At 63.8% G+C, this 17074-nt stretch carries 12 protein-coding genes; all 12 read left to right on the forward strand.

Annotated elements, in window-relative coordinates:
• Positions 1-375: 375 nt before the first annotated feature.
• Positions 376-894 (forward strand): 50S ribosomal protein L10, encoded by a 519-nt coding sequence (gene rplJ / locus IEX88_RS23225; RefSeq protein ID WP_188854873.1) that lies wholly within the window; start codon positions 376-378, stop codon positions 892-894.
• A gap of 48 nt (positions 895-942) precedes the next feature.
• On the forward strand, positions 943-1317 hold the full coding sequence (rplL, locus tag IEX88_RS23230) for a 50S ribosomal protein L7/L12 (protein ID WP_188854874.1): 375 nt from the start codon (positions 943-945) through the stop codon (positions 1315-1317).
• Positions 1318-1682: 365 nt separating this feature from the next.
• Positions 1683-5819, forward strand: a complete 4137-nt coding sequence (gene rpoB, locus IEX88_RS23235; RefSeq protein ID WP_188854875.1) for a DNA-directed RNA polymerase subunit beta — start codon at positions 1683-1685, stop codon at positions 5817-5819.
• A gap of 142 nt (positions 5820-5961) precedes the next feature.
• Entirely contained in the window at positions 5962-10158 is a 4197-nt protein-coding gene (gene rpoC, locus IEX88_RS23240) for a DNA-directed RNA polymerase subunit beta' (RefSeq protein WP_188854876.1), read from the forward strand.
• Between the two features lie 513 nt (positions 10159-10671).
• Positions 10672-11043 (forward strand): 30S ribosomal protein S12, encoded by a 372-nt coding sequence (gene rpsL / locus IEX88_RS23245; RefSeq protein WP_188854972.1) that lies wholly within the window; start codon positions 10672-10674, stop codon positions 11041-11043.
• A 56-nt stretch (positions 11044-11099) separates the two neighbouring features.
• The gene (gene rpsG / locus IEX88_RS23250; protein ID WP_188854877.1) at positions 11100-11570 is read left to right on the forward strand and encodes a 30S ribosomal protein S7; all 471 of its coding nucleotides are present in this window, start codon (positions 11100-11102) and stop codon (positions 11568-11570) included.
• A 30-nt stretch (positions 11571-11600) separates the two neighbouring features.
• Entirely contained in the window at positions 11601-13691 is a 2091-nt protein-coding gene (gene fusA, locus IEX88_RS23255; RefSeq protein ID WP_188854878.1) for an elongation factor G, read from the forward strand.
• A 68-nt stretch (positions 13692-13759) separates the two neighbouring features.
• Positions 13760-14935 (forward strand): elongation factor Tu, encoded by a 1176-nt coding sequence (tuf, locus tag IEX88_RS23260; protein WP_188854864.1) that lies wholly within the window; start codon positions 13760-13762, stop codon positions 14933-14935.
• A gap of 171 nt (positions 14936-15106) precedes the next feature.
• Positions 15107-15415 carry a 30S ribosomal protein S10 gene (rpsJ, locus tag IEX88_RS23265; protein WP_007066362.1) on the forward strand — a complete coding sequence of 103 codons (309 nt, stop codon included), beginning with the start codon at positions 15107-15109 and terminating at the stop codon, positions 15413-15415.
• A 25-nt stretch (positions 15416-15440) separates the two neighbouring features.
• A complete protein-coding gene (rplC, locus tag IEX88_RS23270) occupies positions 15441-16163 on the forward strand; it encodes a 50S ribosomal protein L3 (RefSeq protein ID WP_188854879.1) in 723 nt (240 codons plus the stop codon).
• Positions 16163-16783: a 50S ribosomal protein L4 gene (gene rplD / locus IEX88_RS23275; RefSeq protein WP_188854880.1), complete on the forward strand. Its 621-nt coding sequence runs from the start codon at positions 16163-16165 to the stop codon at positions 16781-16783. Before rplC ends, rplD begins: the two co-directional genes overlap by 1 nt.
• On the forward strand, positions 16780-17073 hold the full coding sequence (locus IEX88_RS23280) for a 50S ribosomal protein L23 (RefSeq protein WP_188854881.1): 294 nt from the start codon (positions 16780-16782) through the stop codon (positions 17071-17073). Before rplD ends, IEX88_RS23280 begins: the two co-directional genes overlap by 4 nt.
• The last annotated feature ends 1 nt before the right edge of the window (position 17074 follow it).

Raw genomic sequence — 17074 nt, forward strand, 5'->3', positions numbered from 1 at the left:
TGGCATCTGCCGGCATCAGAATTGCGGTGGCGGGCCAAGGCCCGTCGCCCAAACTGCGTCCCGGGATTTTGGTCCCGGTGCAGGGGGAGCCTCGGCTCCCCGACCTGTCCAAGACTGCAGGCGACCTGACGGCCTCGTGCCGAACGGTCTTAATCGACGAAAGCCTGTAGTAGACGGGGAATGTTCCGATTTTCCCGGGCGATAAGCCCGGTCTTTTGGTTCGAACCTCCGAATGCCTTGTGTCACCCGCGCGATCCCTGAGGAGAGCGCGATCAGCCAAGGGGACAGGATCCTCGAGCGTCGCCCGGGTGGTCCGGGTGGCAAAAGGCAACCGGTGACTGTTCACGTCGAACGGTCGCTTAACTGGAGAGAGGCATGGAAAGAGCGGAAAAGCTCGAGTTCGTCACGGAACTCCACGAGACCTTCAAGGCCTCGGGTGCTGTCGTGGTGGCTCGCTATGTCGGTCTCACGGTCGCGCAGATGAACGATCTTCGTTCAAAGATGCGCGCATCGGGAGCCACCGTCAAAGTCGCGAAGAACCGTCTTGCCAAGATCGCTCTTCAAGGCACGGATGCCGAACCGATCGCTGGACTTTTCGAAGGCCAGACACTGATCGCTTACTCAAGCGATCCGATCGCGGCACCGAAGGTCGCCAACGACTACGCCAAGGGGAACGACAAGCTCGTCATCCTCGGCGGCTCGATGGGAAAGACCACACTCGATGCGGATGGCGTCAGGGCTCTTGCCTCGCTGCCATCGCTCGACGAACTGCGTGGCAAGCTGGTGGGTATGATTCAGACCCCGGCAACCCGCATCGCAGGCGTCGTCGCCGCGCCGGCAGCTCAGCTGGCACGCGTGTTCGCAGCTTATGCCAAGAAGGACGAGGCGGCCTGAGGTTGGTTCCTCGCTGCATCATTTGTTCGAACCTGAAAGGAATATCCCATGGCTGATCTGGCCAAGATCGTTGAAGACCTGTCGACCCTGACCGTCCTCGAGGCGGCTGAACTGTCGAAGATGCTGGAAGAAAAGTGGGGCGTCTCCGCCGCCGCGCCGGTCGCTGCTGCTGCCTCGGGCGGTGGTGCGGTTGCCGAAGCGGTTGAAGAGAAGACCGAGTTCGACGTCATTCTGGTTGCCGCTGGCGCCCAGAAGATCAACGTCATCAAGGAAGTCCGCGCGATCACGGGCCTCGGCCTGAAGGAAGCCAAGGACCTCGTCGACGGCGCGCCGAAGCCGGTCAAGGAAGGCGTCAACAAGGACGAATCCGCCAAGATCAAGGACCAGCTCGAGAAGGCTGGTGCGACGGTCGAAATCAAGTAATCGCGGGTTTCCCCCGCGTTTGCGCACGAGAACTAACAGGCGGGACGGCATATTGCCGTTCCGCTTTCCGTGCTCCTGAAGCGAGACGTTCTTGCATGGGAGTTCTACCGCGCTGCAGTGGCGGCGCGGGCAGGGGCGGGCATCTCATGCCCGTGCGCGGGTCTCCCGGCGACCGTCAGCGGTCGCCCGGAGACCCGGGCTAGCGGTTCTCTCACTCAAGAGAGGGCGGCTCCGAACGAAGTCGATGCCCTGGCAGTCCCGATCGCGGGAAATTTTGCTCAGGGCTCCCTCTCGCCAGAGGGGGACAGTGGTGTTTCAGCCCCGGCCGGCAGGCGACGGGGCGTAGTCGAAATGAAGGAGCGACAATGTCTCAGACGACGACGTTCAGCGGTCGCAGGCGGGTGCGCAAGTTCTTCGGGTCCATCCCCGAGGTTGCCGAAATGCCTAACCTGATCGAGGTCCAGAAGGCCTCCTACGATCAGTTCCTCATGGTCAAGGAGCCGGAAGGCGGGCGCGGCGACGAGGGCCTGCAGGCCGTCTTCAAATCCGTCTTCCCGATTTCCGACTTCTCGGGCCAGTCGATGCTCGAATTCGTCAAGTACGAGTTCGAGGCGCCGAAGTTCGACGTCGACGAGTGCCGCCAGCGCGACATGACGTTCGCCGCGCCGCTGAAGGTGACGCTGCGCCTCATCGTGTTCGACATCGACCCGGACACCCAGGCGAAGTCGATCAAGGACATCAAGGAGCAGGACGTCTACATGGGCGACATGCCCCTGATGACGTCGAACGGCACCTTCATCGTCAACGGCACCGAGCGCGTCATCGTCTCGCAGATGCACCGCTCGCCGGGCGTGTTCTTCGACCACGACAAGGGCAAGAGCCATTCCTCGGGCAAGCTGCTGTTCGCTGCCCGCGTCATCCCGTATCGCGGCTCCTGGCTCGACATCGAGTTCGACGCCAAGGACGTGGTCTTCGCGCGCATCGATCGCCGCCGCAAGATTCCCGTGACCTCGCTCCTGATGGCGCTCGGCATGGACGGCGAGGAGATCCTGTCGACCTTCTACAACATCGTCGAGTTCCAGAAGGGACCCGATGGCTGGCGGATTCCGTTCTCCGTCGAGCGCGTCCGCGGCCAGAAGGCGGTCACGGACCTCATCGACGCCGATTCCGGCGAAGTGCTGGTCGAGGCCGGCCAGAAGGTCACGGCGCGCCAGGCGCGGCAGATGAAGGAAAAGGGCGTCGTCGCCCTGCGCGCCACCGAGGAAGACCTCTGGGGCAACTACCTCGCCAAGGACATCGTCAACTACCAGACGGGCGAGGTCTATCTCGAGGCCGGTGACGAGATCGACGAGAAGACGCTGAAGGTCTTGATCGACGCCGGCCACGAGACGATCGAGGTCCTCGACATCGATCACGTGACCGTCGGCGCCTACATCCGCTCCTCGCTCGCCATCGACAAGAACGAGAGCCGCCAGGACGCGCTGTTCGACATCTACCGCGTCATGCGTCCGGGCGAGCCGCCGACCATGGACACGGCTGAAGCCATGTTCAACTCGCTGTTCTTCGACTCGGAGCGCTACGACCTCTCGGCCGTCGGCCGCGTGAAGATGAACATGCGTCTCGACGTCAATGCCGAGGACACCGTGCGCGTGCTGCGCAAGGAGGACATCCTCGCCGTCGTCAAGACGCTGGTGAACCTGCGCGACGGCAAGGGCGAGATCGACGACATCGACAACCTCGGCAACCGCCGGGTGCGTTCGGTCGGCGAGCTGATGGAAAACCAGTACCGGGTCGGCCTGCTCCGCATGGAGCGCGCCATCAAGGAGCGCATGTCCTCGGTCGAGATCGACACGGTCATGCCGCAGGATCTGATCAACGCCAAGCCCGCGGCTGCCGCCGTGCGCGAGTTCTTCGGCTCCTCGCAGCTCTCGCAGTTCATGGATCAGACCAATCCGCTGTCGGAAATCACCCACAAGCGTCGTCTTTCGGCGCTCGGACCCGGTGGCCTGACGCGCGAGCGCGCCGGCTTCGAAGTCCGCGACGTGCATCCGACCCATTACGGCCGGATCTGCCCGATCGAGACCCCGGAAGGCCCGAACATCGGCCTTATCAACTCGTTGGCGACGTTTGCTCGCGTCAACAAGTACGGCTTCATCGAGAGCCCGTACCGGAAGGTCATCGACGGCAAGATCACCCACGACGTCGTCTATCTCTCGGCGATGGAAGAGGCCAAGCACCACGTCGCGCAGGCCAACGCCGTCATCACCCCTGAGATGACCTTCGAGAGCGAGTTCGTCGTGTGCCGTCACTCGGGCGACGTCTTCATGACGCCGCGCGACAACGTCGATCTCATGGACGTCTCGCCGAAGCAGCTGGTCTCGGTCGCCGCGGCGTTGATCCCGTTCCTCGAGAACGACGACGCCAACCGAGCCCTCATGGGCTCGAACATGCAGCGTCAGGCCGTGCCGCTGGTGCGGGCCGAAGCGCCGTTCGTCGGCACCGGCATGGAGCCGATCGTCGCCCGTGACTCCGGCGCCGCCATCGGTGCCAGGCGGACCGGCGTCGTCGACCAGGTCGACGCGACGCGTATCGTCATTCGCGCCACCGAAGACCTGGAAATGGGCAAGACCGGCGTCGACATCTACCGCCTGATGAAGTTCCAGCGCTCGAACCAGAACACCTGCATCAACCAGCGTCCGCTGGTTTCCGTGGGTGACCGGGTGCAGAAGGGCGACATCATCGCGGACGGCCCGTCCACCGATCTCGGCGATCTCGCCCTCGGCCGCAACGTGCTCGTCGCGTTCATGCCGTGGAACGGCTACAACTACGAGGATTCGATCCTCCTCTCCGAGCGCATCGTCGCCGACGACGTCTTCACCTCGATCCACATCGAGGAGTTCGAGGTCATGGCGCGCGATACCAAGCTCGGGCCTGAGGAAATCACCCGCGACATTCCGAACGTCTCGGAAGAAGCGCTGAAGAACCTCGACGAAGCCGGCATCGTCTACATCGGCGCGGAAGTGGCGCCGGGCGACATCCTTGTCGGCAAGATCACGCCGAAGGGCGAAAGCCCGATGACGCCGGAAGAGAAGCTCCTGCGCGCCATCTTCGGCGAGAAGGCCTCGGACGTGCGCGACACGTCCAACCGCATGCCCCCCGGCACCTACGGCACCGTCGTCGAGGTCCGCGTGTTCAACCGTCACGGCGTCGAGAAGGACGAACGCGCCATGGCGATCGAGCGCGAGGAGATCGAGCGTCTCGCCAAGGATCGCGACGACGAGCAGGCGATCCTCGACCGTAACGTCTACGGCCGTCTGATCGACATGCTCGACGGCCAGGTGGCGCTTGCCGGTCCTAAGGGCTTCAAGAAGGGCGCGACGGTCAATCCCGACCTGATGCGCGAATTCCCGCGGTCGCAGTGGTGGATGTTCGCCGTCGAGGACGAGCGTCTGCAGGGCGAGCTCGAGGCGCTGCGCGGCCAGTACGACGAGTCCAAGAAGACCCTCGAAGGGCGCTTCATGGACAAGGTCGAAAAGGTGCAGCGCGGCGACGAACTGCCGCCCGGCGTCATGAAGCAGGTCAAGGTCTTCGTCGCCGTCAAGCGCAAGATTCAGCCCGGCGACAAGATGGCCGGACGCCACGGCAACAAGGGCGTGGTCTCGCGCATCCTGGCCGTCGAGGACATGCCGTTCAACGAGGACGGCACGCATGTCGACATCGTGCTCAACCCGCTCGGCGTGCCGAGCCGGATGAACGTCGGACAGATCCTCGAGACGCATCTGGGCTGGGCTTGCGCCGGCATGGGCCGGAAGATCGGCGACATGCTGGAGGCCTACCAGAAGTCGCTCGACGTGAAGCCGCTGCGCGACGAGATCGCGTCGCTCCTCGGCGACAACGACCGCAACGAGAAGGTCAAGGACTACGACGACGAGTCCGTCCTGACCCTCGCCAAGCAGATGAAGCGCGGCGTTTCCATCGCCACGCCCGTCTTCGACGGCGCGGTCGAGGCCGACATCGTCGAGATGCTGGAGAAGGCGGGGCTCAAGGGATCGGGCCAGGTCACGCTGTACGACGGTCGTACCGGCGAGTCCTTCGATCGTCAGGTGACGGTCGGCTACATCTACATGCTGAAGCTGCACCATCTGGTGGACGACAAGATCCACGCCCGGTCGATCGGCCCGTACTCGCTGGTCACCCAGCAGCCGCTCGGCGGCAAGGCGCAGTTCGGCGGACAGCGCTTTGGCGAGATGGAGGTCTGGGCGCTCGAGGCCTATGGCGCGGCGTACACGCTGCAGGAGATGCTGACGGTCAAGTCCGACGACGTCGCCGGACGCACCAAGGTCTACGAGTCGATCGTGCGCGGCGACGATGCGTTCGAGTCGGGCATCCCCGAGAGCTTCAACGTTCTCGTCAAGGAAATGCGCTCGCTCGGCCTCGATGTCGACCTGGCCAACTCGATCGACGCGCCGGTGCAGCCGGCTCTGCCGAACGCTGCCGAATAGGCCGCGACACGTTATCTGGCCGCGGCTTGCGCCGCGGCCTTGTCGACGCCTCGTTTGAGGCGTCGGTTCGTCCGTTCGGAATTTCTGGTCGCCGGCCTCGTCCGGCGCAATCGGGGCTATCATGCCCCATGAGGAGAGCCCCATGAACCAAGAGGTTATGAACCTTTTCAATCCTCAGGTGCAGGCGCAGACTTTCGACTCGATCCGCATCTCGCTGGCCAGCCCCGAGAAGATCCTGTCCTGGTCCTTCGGCGAAATCAAAAAGCCGGAAACCATCAACTACCGGACCTTCAAGCCGGAGCGCGACGGCCTGTTCTGCGCCCGGATCTTCGGGCCGATCAAGGACTACGAGTGCCTGTGCGGCAAGTACAAGCGCATGAAGTACAAGGGCATCATCTGCGAGAAGTGCGGCGTCGAGGTCACCCTCTCGCGCGTGCGGCGCGAGCGCATGGGCCATATCGAGTTGGCCGCCCCGGTCGCCCATATCTGGTTCCTGAAGTCGCTGCCGAGCCGCATCGGCACGCTGCTCGACATGACTCTGAAGGACATCGAGCGGGTCCTCTACTTCGAGAACTACATCGTCACCGAGCCGGGCCTCACCGCGCTGAAGGAGCACCAGCTCCTGTCGGAAGAGGACTACATGCTCGCCGTCGACGAGTATGGCGAGGATAGCTTCACCGCGCTGATCGGCGCCGAGGCGATCCAGGAACTTCTGGCGACGATGGATCTCGAGACGATCGCGGGCGACCTGCGCACGGATCTGGCCGAGACCACCTCGGAGCTGAAGACCAAGAAGCTGATGAAGCGTCTGAAGATCGTCGAGAACTTCATCGAATCCGGCAACAAGCCGGAGTGGATGATCATGCGCATCGTGCCGGTGATCCCGCCGGACCTTCGCCCGCTCGTCCCGCTGGACGGCGGCCGCTTTGCCACGTCCGATCTCAACGACCTCTACCGCCGCGTCATCAACCGCAATAACCGCCTGAAGCGGCTGATCGAGCTGCGCGCCCCCGGCATCATCATCCGTAACGAGAAGCGGATGCTGCAGGAAGCCGTCGACGCTTTGTTCGACAACGGCCGTCGCGGCCGCGTCATCACCGGCGCCAACAAGCGTCCGCTGAAGTCGCTGTCCGACATGCTGAAGGGCAAGCAGGGCCGCTTCCGCCAGAACCTGCTCGGCAAGCGCGTCGACTATTCCGGCCGCTCGGTCATCGTGACCGGGCCCGAGCTGAAGCTGCACCAGTGCGGCCTGCCGAAGAAGATGGCGCTCGAGCTGTTCAAGCCGTTTATCTATGCGCGCCTCGACGCCAAGGGCTTCTCCTCCACGGTGAAGCAGGCCAAGAAGCTCGTCGAGAAGGAGCGTCCGGAAGTCTGGGATATCCTCGACGAGGTGATCCGCGAGCATCCGGTTCTCTTGAACCGCGCGCCGACCCTGCATCGCCTCGGCATCCAGGCTTTCGAGCCGGTGCTGATCGAAGGCAAGGCGATCCAGCTGCATCCGCTCGTCTGCACGGCCTTCAACGCCGACTTCGACGGTGACCAGATGGCGGTGCACGTGCCGCTGTCGATCGAGGCGCAGCTCGAAGCCCGCGTCCTGATGATGTCGACCAACAACATCCTGCATCCCGCGAACGGCCAGCCGATCATCGTGCCGTCGCAGGACATGGTGCTGGGTCTCTATTATCTGTCGATCATGAACGAGAACGAGCCGGGGCAGGGCATGGCCTTCTCCGACATCGGCGAGCTCGAGCAGGCCGTGTTCACCAAGACGGTGACGCTGGCGTCGAAGATCCGTGGCCGCTTCAAGACCGTCGACGCCGAAGGCAAGCCGGTCTCGAAGATCTACGAGACGACGCCGGGCCGCATGCTCATCGGTCAGCTCCTGCCGAAGAACCACATGGTGCCCTTCGACATCTGCAACGAGCTGATGACGAAGAAGAACATCTCGCGGATGATCGATCAGGTCTACCGTCACTGCGGCCAGAAGGACACGGTGATCTTCTGCGACAAGATCATGCAGCTCGGCTTCAAGCACGCCTGCATGGCCGGCATCTCGTTCGGCAAGGACGACATGCTCATCCCGGAAACCAAGCCGCGGATGATCGCCGAGACGCAGACGCTCGCGAAGGAATTCGAGCAGCAGTACAATGACGGCCTGATCACTCAGGGCGAGAAGTACAACAAGGTGGTCGATGCCTGGGCCAAGTGCACGGACAAGATCGCCGAAGAGATGATGATCCGCATCAAGGCGATCGAGTTCAACGAGGACGGCCGTCAGAAGCCGATGAACTCGATCTACATGATGTCGCACTCCGGTGCGCGTGGCTCGCCGACGCAGATGCGGCAGCTCGCGGCGATGCGCGGCCTGATGACCAAGCCTTCGGGCGAGATCATCGAGACGCCGATCATCTCGAACTTCAAGGAGGGCCTGACGGTTCTCGAATACTTCAACTCGACCCACGGCGCCCGTAAGGGTCTCGCGGACACCGCGTTGAAGACGGCGAACTCGGGCTATCTGACGCGTCGTCTCGTCGACGTGGCGCAGGACTGCATCATCACGCAGACCGATTGCGGCACCGAGAAGGGCCTAACGATGCAGCCCATCGTCGATGCCGGCCAGGTGGTGGCCTCGATCGGCCAGCGCATCCTGGGCCGTACGGCACTCGAGGACATCGTGCATCCTCTCACCGGGGAGGTCATCGTCAAGGGTGGCGTCACTATCGAGGAGCCGGATGTCGAGATCATCGAGAAGGCGTCGATCCAGTCGGTGAAGATCCGTTCGGCGCTCACCTGCGAGATCCGGACCGGCATCTGCGCCATCTGCTACGGGCGCGATCTCGCCCGCGGCACGCCCGTCAACATGGGCGAGGCCGTCGGCGTCATCGCCGCGCAGTCGATCGGCGAGCCGGGCACCCAGCTCACCATGCGCACGTTCCACATGGGCGGCACGGCGCAGGTGGTCGACTCGTCATTCCTCGAAGCGTCCTACGAAGGCACGGTGCAGATCCGCAACCGCAACGTGGTTCGGAACTCCGACGGGCGTCTGGTGGCGATGGGCCGCAACATGGCCATCCTCATCCTCGACCCCGCCGGCAAGGAACGCGCCTCGCACCGCGTCACCTACGGCAGCCGCGTCTTCGTCGACGACGGCGACCAGGTTCGTCGTGGCCAGCGTATCGCGGAGTGGGACCCCTACACCCGTCCGGTCCTCACCGAAATCGACGGCATCGTCGAGTTCGAGGATCTGGTCGAGGGCGTCTCCGTCTCCGAGCAGGCGGACGAGGCGACCGGCATCACCAAGCGGGCGGTCATCGACTGGCGGGCAAGCCCGCGCGGTCAGGACCTGAAGCCGGCGATGATCATCCGCAACGAGGCGGGCGAAGTGCAGAAGCTCGCCCGTGGCACGGATGCCCGGTACTTCCTGTCGGTCGACGCCATTCTGTCGGTCGAGCCGGGTTCCAAGGTCCGCGCCGGCGACGTGCTGTCGCGTATTCCGATGGAAAGCGCCAAGACCAAGGACATCACGGGTGGTCTGCCGCGCGTCGCCGAACTGTTCGAGGCCCGCAAGCCGAAGGACAACGCGGTCATCGCGGAGATCGACGGCACGGTGAAGTTCGGCCGCGACTACAAGAACAAGCGCCGGATCATCATCGAGCCGCATGAGGACGGCGTCGAGGCGGTCGAGTACCTGATCCCGAAGGGCAAGCCTTTCCATCTCCAGGAAGGCGACGTCATCGAGAAGGGCGACTACATTCTCGACGGCAATCCGGCACCGCACGACATCCTGGCCATCCGCGGCGTGGAGGCTCTCGCGAGCTACCTCGTCAACGAGATCCAGGAGGTCTACCGGCTGCAGGGCGTGCTCATCAACGACAAGCATATCGAGGTCATCGTCCGGCAGATGCTGCAGAAGGTCGAGATCGTCGAATCCGGCGATTCCGGCTACATTCCGGGCGACCATGTCGACCGGATCGAGCTCGCCGAACTCAACGAGCGGCTGGAGGAGGAGGGCAAGCGCCCGGCTTCCGGCAACCCGGTCCTGCTCGGCATCACCAAGGCCTCGCTGCAGACGCCGTCCTTCATCTCGGCGGCTTCTTTCCAGGAAACCACCCGCGTCCTCACCGAGGCGGCGGTTGCCGGCAAGACCGATACGCTGCAGGGTCTGAAGGAGAACGTCATCGTCGGCCGCCTCATCCCGGCCGGTACCGGTGGCATGATGACCCAGGTGCGTCGCATCGCGACGGCCCGCGACGACCTCATCATCGAGGACCGTCGCTCGACGTCGAATGCGGCGGGCGCCGACCGCATGCTGACGGACATGACGAACGCGGCCGAATAGGCCCTCGTTCGGCGGAGAAATCCGCGTCGTCACTGAGCAAGTGGAAGGCCGTCCTGAGGGGCGGCCTTTCGCGTTAAGGGCCCAGGGCGCCCGGGCTGCAGTGCGCTTGCCAACGGCGGTGCTATGCTTGCAGGTGACGAAGAGTCACGGGGGTCCAGCACCTTCACGCGGTCTTAACGTTTTGACCCAGCCGCCGGCGCCGCAAGCAAAAGCATTGCGTCACGTCACTTGACGGGCAGGGGCAGAATCGTTAAACACCGGCCAACAGAGCCGATGTGAAGCCGAATCTTCCCCAGGACGCCGCGTCCGGGAAAAGCGCTTCAAACAAGGCCCCGTTCAACGAGACGACAAATCGCTGGCCGCATGACCGGAAATTCCGGTCCTCTGCATTTTTCCAGGCAGTCCGCAACACATGCGGATCGATGCCTGGATACGTGCATGATGGGTCTGACCCGTGATGCCGGCCTTGCCGTTCGTGGCGAACCGGAATTTGAAAGAAGAGGTAAGGTTGGAATGCCGACCATCAACCAGCTGATCCGCAACCCGCGCGTTCGCCCTGCCGAGCGCAATACGGTTCCGGCCCTTGAAGCCAACCCGCAGAAGCGCGGCGTTTGCACGCGCGTCTACACGACGACCCCGAAGAAGCCGAACTCGGCTCTGCGTAAGGTCGCCAAGGTTCGCCTCGTGAACGGTTTCGAAGTCATCGGGTACATCCCGGGCGAGGGCCATAACCTTCAGGAGCACTCCGTGGTCATGATCCGCGGCGGTCGCGTGAAGGATCTTCCCGGCGTTCGCTACCACATCATCCGCGGCGTGCTCGACACCCAGGGTGTCAAGGACCGCAAGCAGCGGCGTTCGAAGTACGGCGCCAAGCGTCCGAAGTAAGACGCTCAACGGTTCCTGAAGCCAGAGCCGACTGCCAGAGATTGAGAGACCTATAGATGTCCCGTCGTCACAGTGCCGAAAAGCGCGAAATCAACCCGGACCCGAAGTTCGGCGATCTCGTCGTCACCAAGTTCATGAACGCCGTCATGTACGACGGTAAGAAGTCGATCGCCGAGCGGATCGTCTATGGCGCGTTTGACGTCGTCAAGGACAAGAGCCGCCAGGAGGCTCTCACGATCTTCCACCAGGCGCTTGAGAACATTGCGCCGCATGTCGAAGTCCGTTCGCGGCGCGTCGGCGGTGCGACCTACCAGGTCCCGGTCGACGTTCGTCCGGAGCGTCGTCAGGCCCTGGCGATCCGCTGGCTGATCACCGCCGCCCGCAACCGGAACGAGACCACCATGGTCGACCGTCTTTCCGGCGAGCTGATGGATGCGGCGAACAACCGCGGTACGGCCGTCAAGAAGCGCGAAGACACGCACCGCATGGCGGAAGCGAACCGCGCCTTCTCGCACTACCGCTGGTAACCCCCGAAGTTTATTGAAAGGCGAAGCCATATGGCCCGCGAATATAAGATCGAGGACTACCGCAACTTCGGGATCATGGCGCACATCGACGCCGGCAAGACCACGACGACCGAGCGGATTCTCTACTACACCGGCAAGTCCCACAAAATCGGCGAAGTGCACGACGGCGCGGCGACGATGGACTGGATGGAGCAGGAGCAGGAGCGTGGCATCACGATCACCTCCGCTGCCACGACCACCTACTGGGCCGGTCGCGACGGCACCATGCGCCGCTTCAACATCATCGACACTCCCGGCCACGTCGACTTCACCATTGAAGTCGAACGCTCGCTGCGCGTTCTCGACGGCGCGATCGCGCTGCTCGACGCCAATGCCGGCGTAGAGCCGCAGACCGAGACCGTCTGGCGCCAGGCCGACAAGTACCACGTGCCGCGGATGATGTTCGTCAACAAGATGGACAAGACCGGCGCGGACTTTTACCGCTGCGTCGACATGGTCAAGACGCGCCTCGGCGCCCGTCCGATCGTCGTCCAGCTGCCGATCGGCGCCGAGACCGAGTTCAAGGGCGTCGTCGACCTGATCGAGATGAACGCCCTGATCTGGCGCGACGAGTCGCTCGGCGCCAAGTGGGATGTCGTCGAGATCCCGGCCGACATGGTCGATAAGGCCAATGAATACCGCGAGCTTCTCATCGAGACCGCCGTCGAAGTCGACGAGAAGGCGATGGAAGATTATCTCGAGGGCGTCATGCCCGACAACACCAAGCTGCGCGCGCTGATCCGCAAGGGCACCTGCGACGTCTGGTTTACGCCGATCTTCTGCGGCTCGGCCTTCAAGAACAAGGGCGTCCAGCCCCTGCTCGACGGCGTCGTGGAATACCTGCCGTCGCCGATCGACGTGCCGGCGATCAAGGGCATCGACCCGAAGAACGACGCCGAGATCGAGCGTCGCGCTTCGGACGACGAGCCGCTGTCGATGCTGGCCTTCAAGATCATGAACGACCCCTTCGTCGGTTCGCTCACCTTCTGCCGCATCTATTCGGGCAAGGTCTCCAAGGGGACGGCGCTGCAGAATACGGTCAAGGACAAGAAGGAACGTCTCGGCCGGATGCTGCAGATGCATTCCAACTCGCGGGAAGACATCGAAGAGGCCTTCGCCGGCGACATCGTCGCTCTGGCCGGCCTCAAGGACGTCACCACGGGCGACACGCTCTGCGACCCGCTGAAGCCGGTCATCCTGGAGCGCATGGAGTTCCCCGAGCCGGTCATCGAGATCGCGATCGAGCCGAAGACCAAGGGCGACCAGGAAAAGATGGGCCTCGCGCTCAACCGCCTGGCCGCCGAGGATCCGTCCTTCCGCGTCAAGACCGACGAAGAGTCGGGCCAGACGATCATCGCCGGCATGGGCGAGCTGCACCTCGACATTCTCGTCGACCGCATGCGCCGCGAGTACAAGGTCGAAGCCAACATCGGCGCCCCGCAGGTCGCCTATCGCGAGACGATTACCCGCGGTGCGGATGTCGACTACACGCATAAGAAGCAGACCGGTGGTACCGGCCAGTTCGCGCGGATCAAGATCCACATCGAGCCGGGCGAGCCGGGCACGGGTTACGTGTTCGAGTCCAAGGTTGTCGGTGGTTCGGTTCCGAAGGAATACGTGCCGGGCGTCCAGAAGGGTATCGCTTCGGTGATGACCTCCGGCCCGCTCGCTGGCTTCCCGATGGTCGACATCAAGGCCGAGCTCCTCGACGGCGCCTACCATGACGTCGACTCCTCGGTCCTGGCCTTCGAAATCGCCTCCCGCGCCGGCTTCCGTGAAGCCATCGCCAAGGCGTCGCCGAAGCTGCTCGAGCCGGTGATGAAGGTCGAGGTCGTGACCCCCGAGGATTACGTTGGTGACGTCATCGGCGATCTGAACTCGCGTCGTGGTCAGATCCAGGGCACCGAGACCCGCGGCATCGCAACCGTGGTGAACGCCATGGTGCCGCTGGCCAACATGTTCGGCTACGTCAACACGCTGCGTTCGATGTCGCAGGGACGGGCCCAGTACACGATGTCCTTCGACCACTACGAGCAGGTTCCGAACCAGGTCGCCGAAGAGATTCAGAAGAAATTCGCCTGACGCGTTAACCGCGAGGCGATCACCGAACAGGGCCGTTCGCGGTCCGAACAAGACAATGGAGTGGCAACATGGCCAAGAGCAAATTCGAGCGCAACAAGCCGCATGTGAACATCGGCACGATCGGTCACGTCGACCACGGCAAGACGAGCCTGACGGCGGCGATCACGAAGTACTTCGGCGAGTACAAGCGCTACGACCAGATCGATGCGGCGCCGGAAGAGAAGGCGCGCGGCATCACGATCTCGACGGCGCACGTCGAGTATGAGACGCCGAACCGCCACTACGCCCACGTCGACTGCCCGGGCCACGCCGACTACGTCAAGAACATGATCACCGGTGCCGCCCAGATGGACGGCGCGATCCTGGTCTGCTCGGCGGCCGACGGCCCGATGCCGCAGACCCGCGAGCACATCCTGCTCGCCCGTCAGGTCGGCGTTCCCGCGATCGTGGTGTTCCTGAACAAGGTCGACCAGGTCGACGACGAGGAGCTCCTGGAGCTCGTCGAGCTCGAGGTTCGCGAGCTCCTGTCGATGTACGAATATCCGGGCGACGACATCCCGATCGTCAAGGGTTCGGCGCTCGCCGCTCTGGAAGACTCGAACAAGGTCATCGGCGAAGACGCCGTGCGCGCCCTGATGGCCGCCGTCGACGAATACATCCCGACGCCCGAGCGTCCGATCAACATGCCCTTCCTGATGCCGATCGAAGACGTGTTCTCGATCTCGGGCCGCGGCACGGTCGTCACCGGCCGCGTCGAGCGCGGCATCGTCAAGGTCGGCGAGGAAGTCGAGATCGTCGGCATCCGCGACACCAAGAAGACGACGGTCACCGGCGTCGAGATGTTCCGCAAGCTGCTCGACCAGGGCCAGGCCGGCGACAACATCGGCGCACTCGTTCGCGGCGTCGACCGCGAGGGCGTCGAGCGCGGCCAGGTGCTGTGCAAGCCCGGCACGGTGAAGCCGCACACGCGCTTCATGGCCGAGGCCTACATCCTGACGAAGGAAGAGGGTGGTCGTCACACGCCGTTCTTCACCAACTACCGGCCGCAGTTCTACTTCCGCACGACGGATGTGACCGGCGTCGTGACGCTGCCCGAGGGCACCGAGATGGTCATGCCCGGCGACAACGTCACCATGGACGTCAAGCTGATCGTGCCGATCGCGATGGAAGACAAGCTGCGCTTCGCCATCCGCGAAGGCGGCCGCACCGTCGGCGCCGGCATCGTGTCGTCGATCCTCGAGTAGGACGACTGAGTTTGGGCCGGCCCGTCCCTTTGACAGGGGCGGGCGGCCCTGCCCGGAAACGGGCGGTTGGTTCGCTGCCGTGCAGCGTTCCGTTTGAATTGGCTGAAGACTGACAAGCGCTCGGACAGTTGCCGGCGAACCGGCAGTTCGCCGACGAGAGGATGAATTCCAATGAACGGCCAGAATATCCGCATCCGCCTGAAGGCGTTCGATCACCGGGTTCTCGATGCGTCGACCCGCGAGATCGTCTCGACGGCGAAGCGTACCGGCGCCAACGTGCGCGGACCGATCCCGCTGCCGACGCGCATCGAGAAGTTTACCGTGAACCGCTCGCCCCACATCGACAAGAAGTCGCGCGAGCAGTTCGAAATGCGCACCCACAAGCGTCTGCTCGACATCGTCGACCCCACGCCCCAGACCGTGGATGCTCTCATGAAGCTCGACCTCGCCGCTGGCGTCGATGTCGAGATCAAGCTCTGATCAGAGCACGGGAAGGATAACGCGCATGCGTTCAGGTGTGATTGCACAGAAGGTCGGCATGACCCGCGTCTATAACGACGCCGGCGAACATGTTCCGGTCACCGTTCTCAAGATCGAGAACTGCCAGGTCGTGGCTCAGCGGACCGAGGACAAGCACGGCTACACCGCCGTGCAGCTCGGCGCCGGGCTCGCCAAGGTCAACAGGACGTCCAAAGCCATGCGCGGGGTTTTCGCGCAGGTCTCGGTCGAGCCGAAGAAGCGGCTCGTCGAGTTCCGCGTCTCGGAAGACAACATGATCGAGCTGGGCGCCGAGCTCACCGCCGAGCATTTCGTCCCCGGCCAGAAGGTCGATGTGACGGGCACGTCGGTCGGTAAGGGCTTCCAGGGTTCGATGAAGCGCCACAACTTCGGTGGTGGCCGCGCGACCCATGGTAACTCGGTCTCCCACCGCGCGCACGGTTCGACCGGCCAGCGGCAGGACCCGGGCAAGGTGTTCAAGGGCAAGAAGATGGCCGGCCACATGGGTGCGACCCGCGTGACGACCCAGAACCTCGAAGTCGTCCGCACGGACGCCGACAAGGGCCTGATCCTCATCCGCGGCGCCGTTCCCGGCTCCAAGGGCGGCTGGATCCTCATCCGCGACGCCGTGAAGATGGCGCTGCCGGAATCGGCTCCGAAGCCTGCTGGCCTTCGCGCGTCTGCAAACGGCGGTAACGAGACCGCGGCAGCCTCCGAGGGAGCGGAATAATGGACATCACGATCAAGTCTCTCGACGGCAAGGATGCCGGCACGGTGACGCTGGCCGACGAGATCTTCGGCCTGATGCCGCGCGAGGACATCCTGCAGCGGATGGTTCGCTGGCAGCTGGCCAAGCGCCAGCAGGGTACGCACTCGACCCTCGGCCGCGCCGAGATCGCCCGCACCGGCGCCAAGCTCTACAAGCAGAAGGGCACCGGTCGTGCCCGTCACGGCTCGGCGCGTGCGCCGCAGTTCCGCGGCGGTGGCCAGGCCCACGGCCCGAAGTCGCGCAGCCACGCCCATGACCTGCCGAAGAAGGTCCGCCAGCTCGCGCTGCGCCACGCCCTCTCGGCCAAGGCGCGCACCGGCTCGATCGTCGTCATCGACGACCTGACGGCGACGGACGCCAAGACCAAGAACATGGTTTCGACCTTCGAGGGTCTGGGCCTCGCCAACGCACTGTTCATCGGCGGTTCGGTCCTCGACGTGAACTTCTCGCGCTCGGCCCGCAACATTCCGAACATCGACGTGCTGCCGATCCAGGGCATCAACGTCTACGACATTCTCCGCCGGCATACCCTGGTTCTGTCCAAGGCTGCGGTCGAAGCTCTGGAGGAGCGGTTCAAATGAGCGACCTTCGCCATTACGACGTCATCACCAGCCCGGTGATCACGGAAAAGTCGACCATGGTGTCGGAGTTCAGCCAGGTCGTCTTCAACGTTCCGAAGACGGCGACCAAGCCGCAGATCAAGGCGGCCGTCGAGTATCTCTTCGGCGTCAAGGTCACCGCGGTGAACACGCTGATCCGCAAGGGTAAGACGAAGCGCTTCCGGGGCCGCATCGGTCATCAGAGCGACCAGAAGAAGGCCATCGTAACGCTGGCCGAAGGCCAGTCGATCGACGTGTCGACGGGCCTCTGAA

It is taken from the genome of Aureimonas glaciei (genome assembly GCF_014643375.1).
In the GTDB taxonomy this organism is placed as follows: Bacteria; Pseudomonadota; Alphaproteobacteria; order Rhizobiales; family Rhizobiaceae; genus Plantimonas; species Plantimonas glaciei.

Bases quoted from the DNA above. Each gene is read 5' to 3' on its own strand.
- rplJ (WP_188854873.1), top strand. From the start codon at position 376: ATGGAAAGAGCGGAAAAGCTCGAGTTCGTCACGGAACTCCACGAGACC.
- rplL (WP_188854874.1), top strand. From the start codon at position 943: ATGGCTGATCTGGCCAAGATCGTTGAAGACCTGTCGACCCTGACCGTC.
- rpoB (WP_188854875.1), top strand. From the start codon at position 1,683: ATGTCTCAGACGACGACGTTCAGCGGTCGCAGGCGGGTGCGCAAGTTC.
- rpoC (WP_188854876.1), top strand. From the start codon at position 5,962: ATGAACCAAGAGGTTATGAACCTTTTCAATCCTCAGGTGCAGGCGCAG.
- rpsL (WP_188854972.1), top strand. From the start codon at position 10,672: ATGCCGACCATCAACCAGCTGATCCGCAACCCGCGCGTTCGCCCTGCC.
- rpsG (WP_188854877.1), top strand. From the start codon at position 11,100: ATGTCCCGTCGTCACAGTGCCGAAAAGCGCGAAATCAACCCGGACCCG.
- fusA (WP_188854878.1), top strand. From the start codon at position 11,601: ATGGCCCGCGAATATAAGATCGAGGACTACCGCAACTTCGGGATCATG.
- tuf (WP_188854864.1), top strand. From the start codon at position 13,760: ATGGCCAAGAGCAAATTCGAGCGCAACAAGCCGCATGTGAACATCGGC.
- rpsJ (WP_007066362.1), top strand. From the start codon at position 15,107: ATGAACGGCCAGAATATCCGCATCCGCCTGAAGGCGTTCGATCACCGG.
- rplC (WP_188854879.1), top strand. From the start codon at position 15,441: ATGCGTTCAGGTGTGATTGCACAGAAGGTCGGCATGACCCGCGTCTAT.
- rplD (WP_188854880.1), top strand. From the start codon at position 16,163: ATGGACATCACGATCAAGTCTCTCGACGGCAAGGATGCCGGCACGGTG.
- IEX88_RS23280 (WP_188854881.1), top strand. From the start codon at position 16,780: ATGAGCGACCTTCGCCATTACGACGTCATCACCAGCCCGGTGATCACG.